Here is a 15,781-nt window from a genome sequence, read left to right on the forward strand (position 1 = left end):
GGTAAAATTCCACTATTTTTAGATTGGAGCTTCATCGAGTTCGGTAATCTTTCTAAATTTGCTTGGGGTAACTCCTTCGTAATCTTTAAATAGCTTAATAAAGTATTTTGCTGTTTGATAGCCAGCCCTTTGAGCTACTTCCTCTATTTGCAAATCTGTTGTCATGAGGAGCTTTTTAGCCATTTGCAGCCTTTTTCTTGTCAAATATTCACTGAAAGTTAAATTGGTTTGTTCTTTGAACATAGCACTAAAATAGCAGGAATTTAAATGGACAGCATCAGCGACTTCCTTTAAGGAAATCTGCTTTGGAAGATTTTTGTTTACATACGCAATGGCTTCACTGATCGAAGAGTTTGTATATTCCTTGCTCGCTTCGAGCTTTAATAGCCCCTGGTCTGCAATCTTTTCCAAATAATCAGCCCGTACCATGTTTGCTTCCGTTTCAAGTCCTTGCTCAATGGCTTCTATGAGGGTTTTCTTTCTTAAAGGTTTAACAAGATAGTTGAGAACACCGAGCCGAATTGCCTCCTGGGCATATTTAAAGTCTGGATAGCCCGAAATGATGATGACAACCGGCTTATAGCCATTGCTTCTTATATTTTTCAGAAGCGCCAGCCCGGACATCTCCGGCATGCATACATCCGTGATTAAAAGGTTTATTTTCGTTCTCTCAAAAATCTCATAAGCCTCATGCCCATCAGCTGCACTAAGTATATCAAACCTTCCATCCGACCAAACTTCCAAGGTCTTTTTTAGCCCATGTCTAGTTGCTTGCTCATCATCCACAATTAAGATTGTCTTTGTATTCACCCTTTATTCCCTCCCCCTCAGGTATCTCGAAAACAACCTTTGTTCCTGAACCCCGTTCACTTTCCAAATGAAGACCATTAAGAGAATAGCCATCATAATAGAGTTTCAGCCTCTTATTCACATTTGTCAGTGCCATGCCAATCCCCTTAAATGAAGAATCCTGATCTTTCTTTATAGCATCGTTTAACTGATTAAGCTCCTCCTGATTAATTCCAGGGCCATTGTCCTGAACAACAATTTTGATTGAACCCTGGTACTTTGATTCTTCTATTTTAATTACTACAGACCCTTGTATTCTCGTATTTTCAATTCCATGCAGGATTGCATTTTCAACTAATGGCTGGATTGTGAGCTTAGGAATCTTAACACTCAGGTATTCAGGAGGTGATTCAATTTTCCAAATCAGCCTGTCACCCAGCCTCATTTTCATTAAGCGCATATATCGCTCTATATGGTCGAGCTCATCATGTACGGTAACCCATTCCGAAGAGTTTCGGTTCCCAATTGTATAACGGAAAAGTTCCGACATTGAAATCACAATTTCAGCCAATTCCTCCTCTTCTTTTTCTTCTAATGACCAATACAGTGCGTTTAACGTATTGTAAAGAAAATGAGGATCTATCTGAGCCTGCAGTGCCTTTAGCTCTGTCCTGCTGCGGAGCAATTCTTTTTCATAAACTACCTGTATTAAATGATTTGTGCTTTCTACCATTTTATTATAGGTATTATTTAACTCTATAAATTCAAGTGAGGAATAACTTTCAGGATTAGTCTTTAATTCATCCATCTTGGCATTCTTCATGGTATTTGTCAGTTTTTTAATAGGTCTCGTTATCATTGTAGCCAGTACAATAGAGGAAATGACAAAAATAAAGAAGCCAATGGAAACGGAAAACATTATGACAGCACGTACTTTTGAAACACCTTGCATCAGGAAGCTCATCGGCTTTAAGATAACAAAAGTCCACCCTGTCACCGCCGACTTTTCTGTGACAACCATATATTCTTTATCTTTAATTCTTATTGATTTTTTCTCTTGTAAAATGGCACTTTTAATCTCTATGCCATAGTCATTCGTAATGGGAGTTAAATCACGATCCAGGAGCATCATATAATCCATTTGTCCATTTTCTTCATTTGTATCCTGCATTTGAAAATAACTGTTGGAAATTCGAACAATCAGGTACCCGCCATTGGTATACCATCTATCCATCAGACTGACTCTTCTAATGGCAGCAGAATAATGGCTGTTTCCAGGGTCCTTCCCTGTCCAAACAAGCCTCCCTCTTTCCCTGTCCGCTATTTTAATCCATTTCGAATCAATAGCTTTAAATATATTTTTCCCATCAAATGGATAAATCCTCTTGCCTTCAGCATTATACAATTCTATGGATGATATGCCATTGGAATAGGCATATGTATTATTAATGATTTTGATAAGCGATTCCAGCTTTCCATAGTCCATGCTCTCTCCTTCAAGCATCCCCAATAGCATCTGCTGGACAGTGCTATTGGTCATAAGCTGATTGGAAAGGGTATCGATCTGCTTATATAGTGATTCCATTCTTCCGTTTGCTTCAACTGCAGTCTGATGGACTTGCCTTTCTGCATTTTGCCGGAAAAAACTGCCTAGTTGGTTATAGACAACAAGCGAAACAAATGTGAGTACAAACACCATGACACTTAAAAAAACGGCTAATATCTGATTGCGGAGAGTATTCAACTTTTTTATAGAGGACAGAAAGCCATTTATACTAATCACCCATTCCTGACATATAATCTTAATAGTACTTAAAATATAGCAGATTTATAGGCAATATAGCATGAAAACCCTTACATTTCAAAAAATTATTAAATAAAAAAAACCGCTCAAGCAACTGAGCAGCCCATCAAAAGGATTTAAAAAGCTATAAGATTTCAACAATCATCTCAATCTCTACCGGAGCTCCTCCTGGAAGGGAAGCCATCCCCACTGCTTTTCGCGCATGCCCATTTTCTTTGCCGAAAATTTCGTGAAGCAGTTCCGATGCGGCATTTATAACGGCGGGATGATCTTTAAATTCACTTGTTGAAGCAACGTATCCATCCATTTTGATAATTCTTTTGATTTTATTTAAATCTCCTATTATTCCTTTAAGGGCTGCCAGCAAATTTAGCGTGCAGATTCTTGCAGCCTCCTGTGCTTCCTCGATGCTGATGTCGTCTCCAACAGTCCCCATATACTTCTGGACGCCATTTACCCTAGGCGTTTGTCCGGATAAGAATACAGTATTTCCCAAGATGGCTCCCGGCTCAAACGGCATCTTACTATCAGCTAGAACAGGAAGCTGAATATTCAATTCCTCCAGCCTTTCTTCAATTCCCTTTTTCAACCCTTCCATAGCTATGCCTCCTGGGAAACACTCTGTTTTAATGAAGAATAAAGTTTTTTAGTGAATTTGAAAGAGCGGTGAGTATAATATACCTTGGCAAAAGCATGATTCTCACAGAGCGAGCACTTGATATCATACGGAGCTTTTCTAATATGAGGTGTTTTCAATATTTGCATGACTTCTTTTAAATGATTGCTGCAAACCCACATAATTTCACCCTCTTTAATTTTATTAAGACTCTTTTATACTCTTTCAATCTGTAATGGGCGTGCCTCTTAGATTCATCCATTACAGATTGAAAAATTTCTGCTCAAATCATTTGCTGGCAGATACTGTCGGTGCCAGTTTATCCGGCTTTCTTTTTTTCACCTGGTTTGTTACTGCATCATCCCAGGAAACAGAGATATCCCCGTTAGTAACAAAGGTCTGGCATCCTAAACGATAGCCTTTGCTAAGCCACTCTTCTCCCAATTTTCTTTTTTCCTGGATTTTGACATGATCAAGGTATTCGGACCCCTCTTCTGCTTTAAAGACACAAGTGCCGCAAATACCGCCGCCGCAGCGATTTGGAAGCTCTCCATCATAGCGAAGCGACATTCTTAATATATTTGAATCTTCGGGTACTTCTAAATTCTTATTGCTATTAACAAAACGGATGTTAGGCATGATAGAATTCCTCCTTGTGATTTCTCTTATTGGTATACAATATACCATATAAATAGTTTTCAGACAATATGGAACTTTTAAATAATTTAAAGTTTTTTCCTTTTCCATCACTTCGGTTCGAACTTTCCACTCCAATAGCTTAAACAAAACTTGCATCTTCTTTTGATCCTGCTGGCAACTAAGGATATGGAAAACAGGCTGCTCCAGTTAGCTGCCTGTTCCTATTTTGCTATTAATCTTCTTTTTAACCCGTTCCATATATGCCATATAGGCTTTCTTAGAGTTTTCAATATGAATCCTCATCAAATACTCAGCTATTTCTGTATCTTTGTCACGAAGTGCCTTCATAATATCAATATGTTCCTTTAATGAGTCCTTTCTTCTCCCTGGTGTTTCATACCCCATATTGGCAGCCATATGGATAAAGTCAATCAGTCCTGAAAGAATCTCGTACAGTTTAGGACTTTTGGAAGCTTTATTAATCAGCCTGTTCATTTGGATGTGCTCAAAGTTGAAATTTTCCTCAGCCTGTTCGTCCAGTACCATCAGTTCTTGAATTTTCCTATCCAATTCTTTCTGTGTTTCTGCATCCATTCTTTGAGCTGCCAATTTTACAGCCAGGACTTCCAGTGAAGAAAGAATTGTAAATACTTCCAATACTTCTTCCTCAGAGATATTGGAAATGACTACCCCTTTTCTAGGGACTGTTTTTACAAAACCTTGTGATTCAAGCCTGAACAAAGCCTCGCGAATAGGGGTCCGGCTTATGTTCAGCCTGCCTGCGAGCTCTCTTTCAACAAGCCTGTCGCCAGCCTGGTATTCCCCTTCTAAAATAAGCTTTTTTAAGTACAGATAAGCATGTTCACGAATCGATATTAATTGGTTTTCCTCCCATGTCTTTTCCATTTTCCCACCTGCTATTATTAGTTTCTTATAAATTTATAGAGATTAGGATAAAAAGATCCCTCCATAAAACAATGCGCCAAAAATGACGAGAGAAGGATGGAACTTGAATTTAATTAATGTTAAATAGCTAACCGCTGCCAGCATTACAAGATGAAGCATTCCGCTGTTTTCGAAGGCAGACAAAAAGAATTGGTATGCCATGACAGCCAGCAGAACGGCAATGATCGGCTGCACAGACTTCGTCATTAGCTTAACCTTAGGCGAATCCTTGAATAAATTGACAAACTTAAACAGCAAAATGACAGCCAAAGCGGAGGGAAGAATCGTTGCTGCAAGAGCTGCTATAGCTCCTAAAACTCCTCCTAACTCATAGCCGATAAAGCCGGCCATTTTTGTGGCAATGGGCCCCGGCAGCGCATTAGCAATTGCAAGAACGTCCCCAAACTCAGATAACGTCATCCAGCCATTGTTGTTCACTACTTCAATTTGGATCAGAGGAATGGTTGCCGGTCCGCCTCCATATCCTAGTAAATTCGCAATAAAAAACGCCCAAAAAATATCCCAATAGATCATGAGCTTTTCTCCCTTACTGGAATGAATTCTTCATTAGCACTCTTCTCAGCCTGTTCTCTCCGGTGTGCAATATAAAAGGCAGAAATCAGGACAGCCGCAATCAATATCCCCGGATGCCATTCCATAAGCTGGACAAAAACAAATGAGACAGCGGCGAGTAAAAGTGTTTTCGGCATGCCTAATCCCTTGCTGCCTTTCTGATAAAACCGGTATGCCATTTCAGCAAGCATAAAGCCGATAACAGGTGTTACGCCTTGGACCATCCCGTTTACAATGGGTGATTGCCGGAAGGAATACAGCACACCCAGTAAACCTAGCATGGCAATGATCGACGGAAGGATATGCGTTAGGATCGCTACAGTTGCCCCAAGCCCTCCTTTTACTTTAAAGCCTATATAAGCTGCCATCTTTGTGGCAATAGGTCCTGGCATGGTATTGGCCAGGGCTAAAATCTCCCCGAATTCTTCCTCTGTCATCCACTTATATTTTTTTACCGCTTCGAATTCGATCAGCGGTATTGTCGAAGGACCCCCTCCATACCCTGTCACACCTGTGCGAGCAAATCCAATCGCTAATTCGAGATAAGGTTTCATGCGATCCTCCCCCTCTATTTTTTCTCCCAAAATCTCTTATGACTGAATAAGGACCCCATTCCGCTATTCTTATTACGAATGAGGCCCTTTCCTATTATTTTTTAATGTCTGCTTCTGTTATGACTTCATATCCTTCTTTTTCCAGATAAGATTGAAGAGCTTGCAAAGCTGCAGTTCCAACAGCCGTATCCTGTTCGCCATTGCCCCCGCTAATTCCGATCCCTCCAACCACTTCTCCATTTATAACGATAGGGAATCCTCCAACAAACACAGCAAATTTGCCGTTAAGCATATGCTGGATGCCGAAAGCTTCATTTCCAGGAAGCGCTGGACCATTTGGCTCTTTATTGAATAAATGGGTTGAGCGTTTGTGGCCTGAGGCTGTGTAAGCCTTAGCGATCGCAATTTCCGGACCTGTGATCCTTGCACCATTCATCCGCTCAAGAGCAATAACGCTTCCTCCATCATCAACAATTGCAATCGTTTCAAGGACATTAATTTCTGCTGATTTCTCCTTTGCTGCTTCAATCATTAATTTCGCTTCTTCTAATTCCAATTTAAGGGCTGTTTTCATTTTCATTTCTCCTTCTATCTATTTAATAGCCGATATAGACGGTTTTAACTTGAGTAAAGAATTCCAGGCCTACTCTTCCGGATTCACGGAATGTAGCCGTGCTTGACTGCTTCAAGCCGCCAAATGGGGCATTGATTAAGTTGCCAGTCGTTGTCCGGTTTACTTTTACCGTGCCAGCTTGGATATCTTTGGTGAACTGGTTAGCTACCTGCAAGTTATTAGTCACAATGGATGCAGACAAGCCATAGTCAACATCATTCGCAATCGCAATGGCTTTTTCATATGTATCCACTTCGATTACGGCAATTACTGGGCCAAAAATTTCTTCCTTGGCAATACGGTGATTCGGTTTTACATTTGTAAAAATGGCTGGCTGAACAAAGAATCCATTTTCATAAGCTCCTGAGGTTAATTGTTCTCCGCCATATACCAATTCGGCTCCGTCTTCTTTGCCATACTCTATATACTTCAGGACATTTTTTAATTGCTTTTCATTAGCAAGAGGGCCAATCTTGACTCCCTCTTCAAAACCATTGCCAATTTTGAGAGCACTCGTTTTTTCAATCAGCTTTTGTACGAATGCTTCTTTTACTTCTTTCATAACGATAACTCTGCTTGTTCCCGTACACGCCTGCCCTGTTAGTGAGAATCCGCCATTCACGGTTAAAGTTGCGGCAAGGTCAAGGTCAGCATCATTCATAACAACGAGTGGATTTTTCCCGCCAAGTTCCATTTGAGTACGAGTAGTTAAGGAACACTTACGGTGGATATCTTCTCCTGCAGCTGTTGATCCTGTAAAAGTGACAGCCTTGACCGCTGGATGAATGACTAATGCATCCCCTACATCAGACGCCTTTCCTGTAATGAAGTTCAGAACCCCTTTTGGTATACCAGCCTGCTGTAAAGCTTCAACAAGCCGAACGGCAATTAAAGGAGTATCGGAAGAAGGTTTAAACACAACCGTGTTTCCTGTAATTAAAGCAGGAGCGATTTTTCTGGCAGCAATGGATATCGGAAAGTTCCAAGGTGTAATGACACTCACAACCCCAAGCGGTTCTCTTTCCGTCGATACTTTCATATTCGGATCGTCATTCGGGAAGGTTTCTCCTGTGAAGCTTTGACCCTCAACTGCATAATAGCGAAGGGTTTGTGCTGATCTCAGCACTTCATTTTTAGCATCATTCACATGCTTTCCTTCTTCTCTTGAAAGATCTTCCGCATATTGGGACGCATTTTCCTCCAGGATGGATGCAGCTTTATTCAGAATCGCAGCACGCTTGGATGGAGCTGTTTTGGCCCACTCTGGAAAAGCAGCATTTGCTGCTTCGATTGCTTGTTTCACATCGGTTTCATTGGATGCCTGAAAAACGCCAACGATGTCTTCCTTGTTTGCTGGATTTATGCTATAAAACTTTTTTTGGCTGACCGATTCCTGCCATTCTCCATTAATGAAGTTATTAAATGTTTCTACTTTCGTTGTAATCAAAACTATCACCTTACTTTCTGTTTATTTCTCCTATTACTGCGCCAATATCAATGATTATAGAAATAGCCGCCACTTAGACCTCGATTAACAAGATTTAGTGTGACGGCCTGGAATTGAGACTTTTCAAGCACTGAATTAGTCTTTTTTCGTATTATTCAACTCTATTAATTTGGCCTGTTGATTTCCGCTTCAGGAGCTCGCTTTCCGCGGGCGGTCAGGGAGCCTCCCCGGCGCTTACGCACCTGCGGGGCCTTCCTTTGATCCGCACTCCCGCAGGAGGCTCGCCCCTTACGCTCCAATCAACAAGGTGCCAATATCACCAAGACCTTTAACAAAGCAAACTCTTAATATCTTATTTAACTTCTACTAAAGATCCGAGATCCTGTTCCAGGTACTCTCTCCATAGGCCATCCATGTACATGCGGCGCATTTTGGCTCCTGTGCGGACAACTTCAAGGCATCGCTGCTGCAATTCTGGAGTGTCTGCATGGTCTAAAACGATTTTATAGCCGCGTTCTCCATGGATTTCATCTGATACGATGTGCAGATCAAAGAATTCGATTTCTTCATCTGTAAATCCATATTGTGCACGAAGAGCAGGGGTTTGTTTACGATAAATGTCAGGAACTTGTGACTCAAGGCCAACGACGAGAGCAGCTGTCGCAACAACGAAGTTTTCCCGGGCAGCCACTGCATAGCACCAGCTTTGCAGGCCTAATGTTGTAGGGGCCATATTTTCAGGATTGATTACCCGTTCGCGAGTGGTTCCACAAGCTTCAGCGAAACGAATCAGCAAATCTGTATGGCGGTCAGCAGCAATTTCTTCTTCATACATATTTTGAAGTGTGAAATCTTTTGCTGCTTCGAATTTCGGATCAGTTGGAGTGTTGTGGTAGATATACGCTAAGTAGTCAGCGAATGGCCCTACATAGTGGTAATGGTTTTCAGCCCATCTGGCAAAATGCTTTCTTTCCAATTTCCCTTCAGCCCAAGCTACAGTAAATGGAGCTTTCTGGCTATGATTTCCTTTAATGGCTTCCTCTAGTTCTTTGCGAAATTCATCTTTCGATAATAATTCTGGCATGTGTAAACTCCTCCTTAATTTTTATGTAGTCCATCGGCATTTGATATTTTGTATACCAAAATCTTTTAAAAAAATAATAATCTGCTTATTTACAACCAAATCTATTCTTGCTATCTGGTCTTTGGTATACCTTAATGAAATGATAACCTATTATCTTTTACTTGTAAATATAATTTTTAGAATTTTTTAAAGATTAATTAAACTTTTTTGAAAAATTGATATAATTAATAGAGCATTTCCGCTTTTAGATCAAACAGCTCAGAAAGTTCTTCAACAAGATTTCTTAAGGCTTCCTCTACAATTTGCTCGCCGATTTCCCTGCTGCCGTGTCTGCCATCTCCAATACACCCATTTCTTGTCATTTCTTCATAGAAGTAAAACCCCTGAACGGCTTTCCCTGGACGCAGCCTTTCCCATCTTCCATCTTCTTGGATATCTCCTTTTTGCAGAAGTTCGGTTCTAACCAGATCAGGCGCCAGGTACAAGGCTTCAGACACTTCCCTTTCACAGCTGTGCCCAAAAAGAGGAGATTTTACAAATCTGCCAATGGACTCCTTTGCTGAAGCAGTCGTTTTTGCATAGTAAACTTCAACTTCCAATTCTTTTGTGATCGTCATGGCGGCAAGATTCAATGTAGATTGGTTGCCTCCATGCGAATTTAGAAATAGAAACTTCTCAATGCCGTGCTGCTTTAAGGACGAAACCATGTCCGTCAAAACAGCAATCAAGGTTGCCGGCTGAAGAGCGATTGTTCCAGGAAAATGCATGTGGTGCTCGGAAACTCCCATATTAACAACTGGGGTGACAATGGTATATGGAAACATCCTTTCTCCCAGCTTTATGGCCATCTTCTCCGCAAGCACTGCATCACAGCTTTCAGCCATATGAGGGCCATGCTGTTCATGGGCACCGACTGGAATGATCGCAAATTCAACTGTTTCTAAAGATTTTTTTACTTCTTTCCATGTCATCTTGGTAAGATCGTAACAGTTCATTTAATATTCACCTTCTCACATAAGGTATTTTGTATACCAATGAAATTAAAAAAATAAAAAACTATTTCGAAATGGCTTCTGTCGTCTTCTTTTGGGGCTTTACAGCAATATTTTCCTGGGAGATTTCAATATCATTTTGGATGGTTAGCTGGCATGTTAACCTGTAGCCCTCTTTGACCTTTTCGCCAAGCATTTTTTCTTCTTTCCAGTTAGGCGGTGCTAAATCTTCTCCCCCGCTGATTACAACACATGTACACTTGGTGCACCTTCCCATTCCACAGCCATACTTTAACTCAGGAAATTGGCGAATCCCCGCTAACACTACTAAATTAGCATTGTCTTTCACTTGCTGCTCCACTTTCTTTCCATCCACATGAAGAGTAACCTTTGGCATTTGATAACCCCTTTCAGTTTATTCTAAAAATTTAGATACTTTCCAAAAGTATACAACCTTTCTGGAAGATTAGCAAATAGGTTTTTATCTTTTTACTGACTCTCCCCTAAAAAGGGTAACCCATTACCATCTAAATTCTAAAAGGGCATCAGTTAACGGGGGTTTCGATTTCCCAAGCGGAGAGGACGGTGAGCATCCATCTAGAGTCTCGCACCTTACGCTCCAATCAACAGGGTGCTAAAATCAACCATAAGCTTTAACATAGCCTAATTTTAAAATACACCATTTTTAACGGAATTATTAAAAAATTTAGAATATAGGATTGAACATTTCTTCTCCTTGTTATACAATACAATTAAAGTTTATGGTATACAATATTCCATTTGGAGGCGATACCCAAAAAGCTTACATATTTTGAATGATACATTTTTCAATTGATCTAGTAAAATCTAAAAATAATTTAAGGAGTGTTTCATATGGGAAAATACATTGTACTAACGAATAAAGATACTTTCCAAACGATTCTTGATAACGATGGCTTGAAGCCTGTTGAAACTTATCACTTTTATTTTTTCAATCAATTAAAGGCAAAATATACAATTGCAGAAGTTTTAGATGAGAATATAAAAATCCAGCTTTTTGAAGAATATGAAGGAAAAGAATATGTTAACCATATCGGCGTTAAATTCTTTGAACGATTTGAAACCCTTGAAGCAGCCCGCGAGGAATTAGATGAGATTGTAAAAGCTTCAGGCAACAGTGAGGACTCCATCCACTCCAAACTCTTAAAGTCTGATAAAGCAGCAGTATAAATTCAAGTGAAGATATCGAACCCGGAGGAAGCCGCTCTTCTTCCGGGTTTGTTGTTCAATAAAATAAACGGTGATTTGTTCCGCTCAAATCGAAAGCCCTTCTTCAAATTCACAATTGAAAGTTAAAAGAAAAAACCGCCAAAGAATTGCGGCCAGGCTAGAACTTTAATGTTTTTCTCAATCGCGCTAATTTTCTTTGGGATTTTTCGAATGCATATTTAGAACCAAATAAAAATTTGAACATTTGGATATCCTCCTTTTAATTTTATTAACTGTTACCATCATTATATAATGGCTTTTGTGTATTTACAATAGGATTGTATACCAAATACCAAGATTCCAACAAATTCATTATGTATGGATGAATAAAAATCCGTGGCATCAGCATTTTGGTATACAATCACATGGTTGTAAAAGCTCTATTTTCATTTCTTGAGAAAACGGAATTCATTCAGGATATTATAAAAGAAAGATTATTTATGATAGTGAGGGTGTCTGATATGCTGAGAGTTTTATGTTTATCTGTCATTAGTCTATATTTGCTTTCCACTCTGATGCCTGAATGGGAGATCAGTCCCCTCCTCTCCATTTTATGTTTTATTATTGTCGTTTGCACATTCTGGCTTGCCAAGAAATTCGTCAAGATACTGGGAGGCATTTTTCTTGGGCTTGGAGTAATGCTGCTATGGACAAGCGGTTCTCAGTGGCAAAATTATATCCTGGCTTTTGGGCCGATGCTTGACCTGCTTACCATGTTTACTTTAATCCCCATTCTGGGGATTCCGATTAAGCTTGGGAGGTACGGAGAGGGCATACAGGCAATCATTCAAAAAAGAGTGAAGACATCAGGCCAACTATATCTGATGACTTCAGGGATTTCCTATTTTTTTAGCATCTTCATGAACCTCGCTACTCTTCCTATGACGTATTATTCCATTCGGCCTGCTTTGGAAAGCTTTCCGGTAAAAAACAAGGAACGATTCATGAGCAGAGCCATTTCACGAGGTTTTGCGATGCCGTTAATTTGGGCGCCAGTTACTCCTATTGTAGGGATTGTCATTACAATGACAGGTGTCAGCTGGGGATCCATCCTGCCATATGTCATACCGTTAAGTGTATTGGGATTAGGGTTGGATTGGTTTATAGGATCACGCAAATCACTAAAAATGACTCTGCCTAATCTTGGCGATTCTGTTCATGAAACTGCGGCAGCCCTTGAAACAAGCTATTCCAGCCGGCCCGGAAGAGTTTTTCAAATTCTTGCGGCAATCGCCATTTTCAATATCATTGTTTCCATGGCAGAAACACAATCTTCATTGCCATTTTTAATTCTTGTATCATTGATCGTCATCCCGTTTGCGTTTAGCTGGTCCGTATTGCTGAAAAAAGGTAAAGAATTTGGCGATCAGCTGATTGAGCATTTTCAGGCTTTTTCTATGAGCATGAAGGATCAATTTTTCATCTTTTTATCAACCGGGTTCTTTATTTCAGCCATTAACTTCTCCAATGCTAATGAAATATTATATGGCTGGATATCGGCTTTTATTGACGCTGCAGGGATTGAGGTTTTTCTGATTATCCTGCCTCTTATTCCTTTAGGGTTAGCCTTTTTGGGCCTTCATCCTGCCGTGTCGCTTGCTTTAATGATTGAGGGTGTTAACCCGGAAACGATTGGAATCTCTCCGCATATTTTGACAGTTGCCATGTTGTCTGGAGCTGTTTGTGCCTTTTTGATAGGTCCTTATAATGCTACGTTAGGCCTTATGTCCAATATTATAAAAGTCAATTCCTATAAAGTCTCCAACTGGAATCTGCCATTCGCAGGTGTCTATGTAGCTTGTGTCATGATTTATTTGTTTTTGCTGGAAAGACTGCTGGGATAGAAAAAAGATGCTGATCAACCTTATGTTAATCAGCATCTTTTTTGTTCGTTTCCTGTATTTCTTTCACAATCTCTTGTGCAAAATGCCCCAAATTGCCTTCGCTATAGGAGCGAATGACTTCAGGGGCAAGTGATGTAAGAGCTCTCTTTATATAAGCGGGCGGGTATCCTTTCTTGCTGAAGTCATTTTCAATTTCCACTGCTGTTTTTACCGCAAAATAGGTAGCCAGTTTATTAATTTCGACCAACTTTTCTTCCTTTTCGTTTATTATTTGGCCAAGTGGCTTAAAAAGATTGAGTATGGGATCTGGCAAATGATCCTCTGTAATAAACAAGCCATTTCCATGTTCATATAGATCCCTGGAATGTCCCATATATTTTATGCCATACCAGTTGTATACTGGGAACTTTTCTCTGATTTTTGCTGTAGGCAGAGCAGTAGCCATATTTATAAAGCTGGCTGAAGAGGAATCTCCTTCTTTCCATATGTTTTCCATAAACGGAATCACCCTGCCAGCCGGCAAAGCAAATATGATTATATCCATCCCTTTCAGCTCCTGCTCAGTTAAAAGGCTGCAATTGGAAAACCCCTGAATAAACTGTTTTGCTTTTATCCTGTTTGGATGATAAATACCTATAGGCATATTCGATCTATTCCAATGCGCCATCATGGCAGTACCCAATTTTCCAATGCCTGCTAAACCAACTTTTTTGTTCTCCACACTCTCACTCTCCATATCTTTAATCCATTTTAAATAACATGCTTAAGAAAAAGGCTATCCCCTAAGTTAGTGTATTACTAACTTTGCCGGATAGCCCTGCAATTTTCAAGCTTGATAATTATTTTTTACCAGATTAATATTCCTATTAAGGTAGCGAGGAATAAGCTGGTAATGACCGGAATAAAGTTTTTTCTGGCCAGCTCAAGAGGAGATAGCTGAAGGAAACCTGCTACTGCTACAAGGGATGACCATGCTACAATCGTTCCTCCTCCCCAAATAGCACCCATTTGTCCAATCGCTGCCAGTGTAGAAGGGTCGATGCCGCTGCCATTTGCCAATGCGCCAGATAATGCACCTGTTAACGGCAGGCCAGAAAATCCTGAACCATCCAATCCAGTGATAAGGCCCACTATTAAAATACCAAAACCTGCAATAAATGCATTTTCTGGAATATAAGATTGTCCTGCCTGGATCATATCAAATAAAAACGCCGGTTTGGCAGCACTTTCATCCAAGGATAGGATTGTTCCTGTAAAGTCTGCACTTCCCATAAAGAAGAATCCTGCAATCGGAATAACCGGTGCCATCGCCCTGAAAGCAAACACAAAACCTTCTGTCAGATGGTCGCTAATCTTATCCAAAGCATGGATTCGATTAAACGCAAGGGTCGCCAGCACCAATAGGAGTGTTGCAACCCCTCCGATAAATGCAGCCCCATCTGTTCCCTCAAAGCCCGTTGCTCCAGTTAACTTTGATTGGAACATATATACCATTACGCCCAGCATGGATAATGGAACTAAAACAGCAAATACCTTTCCCCATGTATTTTTCCTTTGCATAGCTTCAGCACTTTCTTCAGCTGTTGCAGCAAGTTCACTGGCTACACCAAAAAAAGCTGCATCTTCAGGATTAAGCCCAGATTCAGGATTATGTTTTTTAACGATCGACTTTCGATGCGAAAAATAAATATATGCCAATGCGCTAACACCAGTAATCAATGAAAGAACTAATGTTTTATCCGCTACTAAAAGTTTGTCAATGCCAGCTGCTTTTGCACTTAGCATTGGCGCTACCTGCATAATATAATCGGAAGATAGAGCCATACCCTGGCCTGCAATGACAATAACCATAGCAGACGTCATTACCGGCAGCCCTGCACGCACAGCTGCAGGCACAAGCAAGGCACAAATGAGAGGTACCGCAGGAGTTGGCCAGAAAAAGAGTGAAATCACGTACGTTGTAATCATTAAAACAAAATAGGAAACATGCCCATTTACCATAATTTTTTCAATTGGACCAATAAGCTTTTTATCAGCTCCGAGGTCTTTCAAAGAATTAAGGAGAGCAATCATGAGGGAAATGATTAAGAATATGCTAAAAAGCTCTTTTGCGGCGAGGAGGTTTGCGTTAAATACAGCCTGGAAACCTGATATCAAATTTCCTTTGTACAAGAATGCCACTAAGAACGTTCCCATAATAACCGGCAGCACAACGCCTCTCCTAAAAAGCATCGTGGCAATAACTGACACAGTAACAAATGCATATATCCAATGAGCAAATGTTAATTCCATATATTCCCCTCCAGTAAAGTATGCGTATTGTCAAAACTTCTATAAGAAATAGGTTATAAAATATCTCCATAGAGGGCTTTATAGGCAAAAAAATTGCCACCCCCTAAATTCTTTGGATAATTGAGGTTACCACACACCCAACAACCAAGAATGGAAGTGACAATTTGTACCCTCAAATTATAACCTATTTATTAACTTTTATAAACTATCAAGAACAACTCATTCGAACATTGCTTACTTTATTGATTGGTAAAAGCATGTTCGTTAAACCTACTGAACAGCCCGTAAATAAACCTTATCGAAAACTTCAAGTGGATGACCTTCCGGTCATTGAAGTTCTA

At 40.1% G+C, this 15,781-nt stretch carries 16 protein-coding genes and 1 pseudogene; 3 read left to right on the forward strand and 14 right to left on the reverse strand.

What is annotated here, in order from left to right:
* Positions 1 to 18: 18 nt before the first annotated feature.
* The 12 genes from L634_RS0120450 to L634_RS0120510 form a co-directional block, all read right to left on the reverse strand.
* Complete coding sequence (locus tag L634_RS0120450) at positions 19 to 810, reverse strand: response regulator transcription factor (protein ID WP_026584053.1); 792 nt, start codon at positions 808 to 810, stop codon at positions 19 to 21.
* Positions 779 to 2,572 (reverse strand): cache domain-containing sensor histidine kinase, encoded by a 1,794-nt coding sequence (locus L634_RS0120455; RefSeq protein WP_232233804.1) that lies wholly within the window; start codon positions 2,570 to 2,572, stop codon positions 779 to 781. Before L634_RS0120455 ends, L634_RS0120450 begins: the two co-directional genes overlap by 32 nt.
* Before the next feature lie 145 nt (positions 2,573 to 2,717).
* Complete coding sequence (locus tag L634_RS0120460) at positions 2,718 to 3,191, reverse strand: RidA family protein (protein ID WP_026584055.1); 474 nt, start codon at positions 3,189 to 3,191, stop codon at positions 2,718 to 2,720.
* A 306-nt stretch (positions 3,192 to 3,497) separates the two neighbouring features.
* A complete protein-coding gene (locus L634_RS0120470) occupies positions 3,498 to 3,848 on the reverse strand; it encodes a 2Fe-2S iron-sulfur cluster-binding protein (RefSeq protein WP_026584057.1) in 351 nt (116 codons plus the stop codon).
* Positions 3,849 to 4,055: 207 nt separating this feature from the next.
* A complete protein-coding gene (locus L634_RS0120475) occupies positions 4,056 to 4,754 on the reverse strand; it encodes a GntR family transcriptional regulator (RefSeq protein WP_026584058.1) in 699 nt (232 codons plus the stop codon).
* 42 nt (positions 4,755 to 4,796) lie between these two features.
* The gene (locus tag L634_RS0120480) at positions 4,797 to 5,327 is read right to left on the reverse strand and encodes a chromate transporter (RefSeq protein ID WP_026584059.1); all 531 of its coding nucleotides are present in this window, start codon (positions 5,325 to 5,327) and stop codon (positions 4,797 to 4,799) included.
* Complete coding sequence (locus tag L634_RS0120485) at positions 5,324 to 5,920, reverse strand: chromate transporter (RefSeq protein ID WP_026584060.1); 597 nt, start codon at positions 5,918 to 5,920, stop codon at positions 5,324 to 5,326. Before L634_RS0120485 ends, L634_RS0120480 begins: the two co-directional genes overlap by 4 nt.
* A 94-nt stretch (positions 5,921 to 6,014) precedes the next feature.
* On the reverse strand, positions 6,015 to 6,494 hold the full coding sequence (locus L634_RS0120490) for a GlcG/HbpS family heme-binding protein (protein WP_026584061.1): 480 nt from the start codon (positions 6,492 to 6,494) through the stop codon (positions 6,015 to 6,017).
* A 22-nt stretch (positions 6,495 to 6,516) separates the two neighbouring features.
* Positions 6,517 to 7,989 (reverse strand): aldehyde dehydrogenase family protein, encoded by a 1,473-nt coding sequence (locus L634_RS0120495; RefSeq protein ID WP_026584062.1) that lies wholly within the window; start codon positions 7,987 to 7,989, stop codon positions 6,517 to 6,519.
* Between the two features lie 343 nt (positions 7,990 to 8,332).
* The gene (locus tag L634_RS0120500) at positions 8,333 to 9,064 is read right to left on the reverse strand and encodes a TenA family transcriptional regulator (protein ID WP_026584063.1); all 732 of its coding nucleotides are present in this window, start codon (positions 9,062 to 9,064) and stop codon (positions 8,333 to 8,335) included.
* 224 nt (positions 9,065 to 9,288) lie between these two features.
* Positions 9,289 to 10,059: a creatininase family protein gene (locus tag L634_RS0120505; RefSeq protein ID WP_026584064.1), complete on the reverse strand. Its 771-nt coding sequence runs from the start codon at positions 10,057 to 10,059 to the stop codon at positions 9,289 to 9,291.
* 61 nt (positions 10,060 to 10,120) lie between these two features.
* Positions 10,121 to 10,453 (reverse strand): 2Fe-2S iron-sulfur cluster-binding protein, encoded by a 333-nt coding sequence (locus tag L634_RS0120510; RefSeq protein WP_026584065.1) that lies wholly within the window; start codon positions 10,451 to 10,453, stop codon positions 10,121 to 10,123.
* A 476-nt stretch (positions 10,454 to 10,929) separates the two neighbouring features.
* On the opposite strand from L634_RS0120510, the gene L634_RS0120515 reads away from it, so the two are divergent.
* On the forward strand, positions 10,930 to 11,265 hold the full coding sequence (locus tag L634_RS0120515) for a hypothetical protein (RefSeq protein ID WP_026584066.1): 336 nt from the start codon (positions 10,930 to 10,932) through the stop codon (positions 11,263 to 11,265).
* Between the two features lie 500 nt (positions 11,266 to 11,765).
* On the forward strand, positions 11,766 to 13,148 hold the full coding sequence (locus L634_RS0120525) for a hypothetical protein (protein ID WP_026584067.1): 1,383 nt from the start codon (positions 11,766 to 11,768) through the stop codon (positions 13,146 to 13,148).
* Between the two features lie 25 nt (positions 13,149 to 13,173).
* Here L634_RS0120525 and L634_RS0120530 read toward each other — a convergent pair whose 3' ends face one another.
* The gene (locus L634_RS0120530; RefSeq protein WP_232233806.1) at positions 13,174 to 13,869 is read right to left on the reverse strand and encodes an NAD(P)-binding domain-containing protein; all 696 of its coding nucleotides are present in this window, start codon (positions 13,867 to 13,869) and stop codon (positions 13,174 to 13,176) included.
* Positions 13,870 to 13,994: 125 nt separating this feature from the next.
* Positions 13,995 to 15,440: a hypothetical protein gene (locus L634_RS0120535; RefSeq protein WP_026584069.1), complete on the reverse strand. Its 1,446-nt coding sequence runs from the start codon at positions 15,438 to 15,440 to the stop codon at positions 13,995 to 13,997.
* A 164-nt stretch (positions 15,441 to 15,604) separates the two neighbouring features.
* Here L634_RS0120535 and L634_RS34975 point away from each other — a divergent pair.
* Positions 15,605 to 15,781: pseudogene (locus tag L634_RS34975) on the forward strand (DDE-type integrase/transposase/recombinase); the annotation flags it as partial.

This window comes from Bacillus sp. J33 (genome assembly GCF_000518885.1).
Lineage (GTDB): Bacteria > Bacillota > Bacilli > Bacillales > Cytobacillaceae > Cytobacillus.

What these genes read in the sequence shown, in the direction of transcription:
- L634_RS0120460 (WP_026584055.1), bottom strand. Translation starts at nt 3,191, where the DNA reads ATGGAAGGGTTGAAAAAGGGAATTGAAGAAAGGCTGGAGGAATTGAAT.
- L634_RS0120470 (WP_026584057.1), bottom strand. Translation starts at nt 3,848, where the DNA reads ATGCCTAACATCCGTTTTGTTAATAGCAATAAGAATTTAGAAGTACCC.
- L634_RS0120475 (WP_026584058.1), bottom strand. Translation starts at nt 4,754, where the DNA reads ATGGAAAAGACATGGGAGGAAAACCAATTAATATCGATTCGTGAACAT.
- L634_RS0120480 (WP_026584059.1), bottom strand. Translation starts at nt 5,327, where the DNA reads ATGATCTATTGGGATATTTTTTGGGCGTTTTTTATTGCGAATTTACTA.
- L634_RS0120485 (WP_026584060.1), bottom strand. Translation starts at nt 5,920, where the DNA reads ATGAAACCTTATCTCGAATTAGCGATTGGATTTGCTCGCACAGGTGTG.
- L634_RS0120490 (WP_026584061.1), bottom strand. Translation starts at nt 6,494, where the DNA reads ATGAAAACAGCCCTTAAATTGGAATTAGAAGAAGCGAAATTAATGATT.
- L634_RS0120500 (WP_026584063.1), bottom strand. Translation starts at nt 9,064, where the DNA reads ATGCCAGAATTATTATCGAAAGATGAATTTCGCAAAGAACTAGAGGAA.
- L634_RS0120505 (WP_026584064.1), bottom strand. Translation starts at nt 10,059, where the DNA reads ATGAACTGTTACGATCTTACCAAGATGACATGGAAAGAAGTAAAAAAA.
- L634_RS0120510 (WP_026584065.1), bottom strand. Translation starts at nt 10,453, where the DNA reads ATGCCAAAGGTTACTCTTCATGTGGATGGAAAGAAAGTGGAGCAGCAA.
- L634_RS0120515 (WP_026584066.1), top strand. Translation starts at nt 10,930, where the DNA reads ATGGGAAAATACATTGTACTAACGAATAAAGATACTTTCCAAACGATT.
- L634_RS0120525 (WP_026584067.1), top strand. Translation starts at nt 11,766, where the DNA reads ATGCTGAGAGTTTTATGTTTATCTGTCATTAGTCTATATTTGCTTTCC.
- L634_RS0120535 (WP_026584069.1), bottom strand. Translation starts at nt 15,440, where the DNA reads ATGGAATTAACATTTGCTCATTGGATATATGCATTTGTTACTGTGTCA.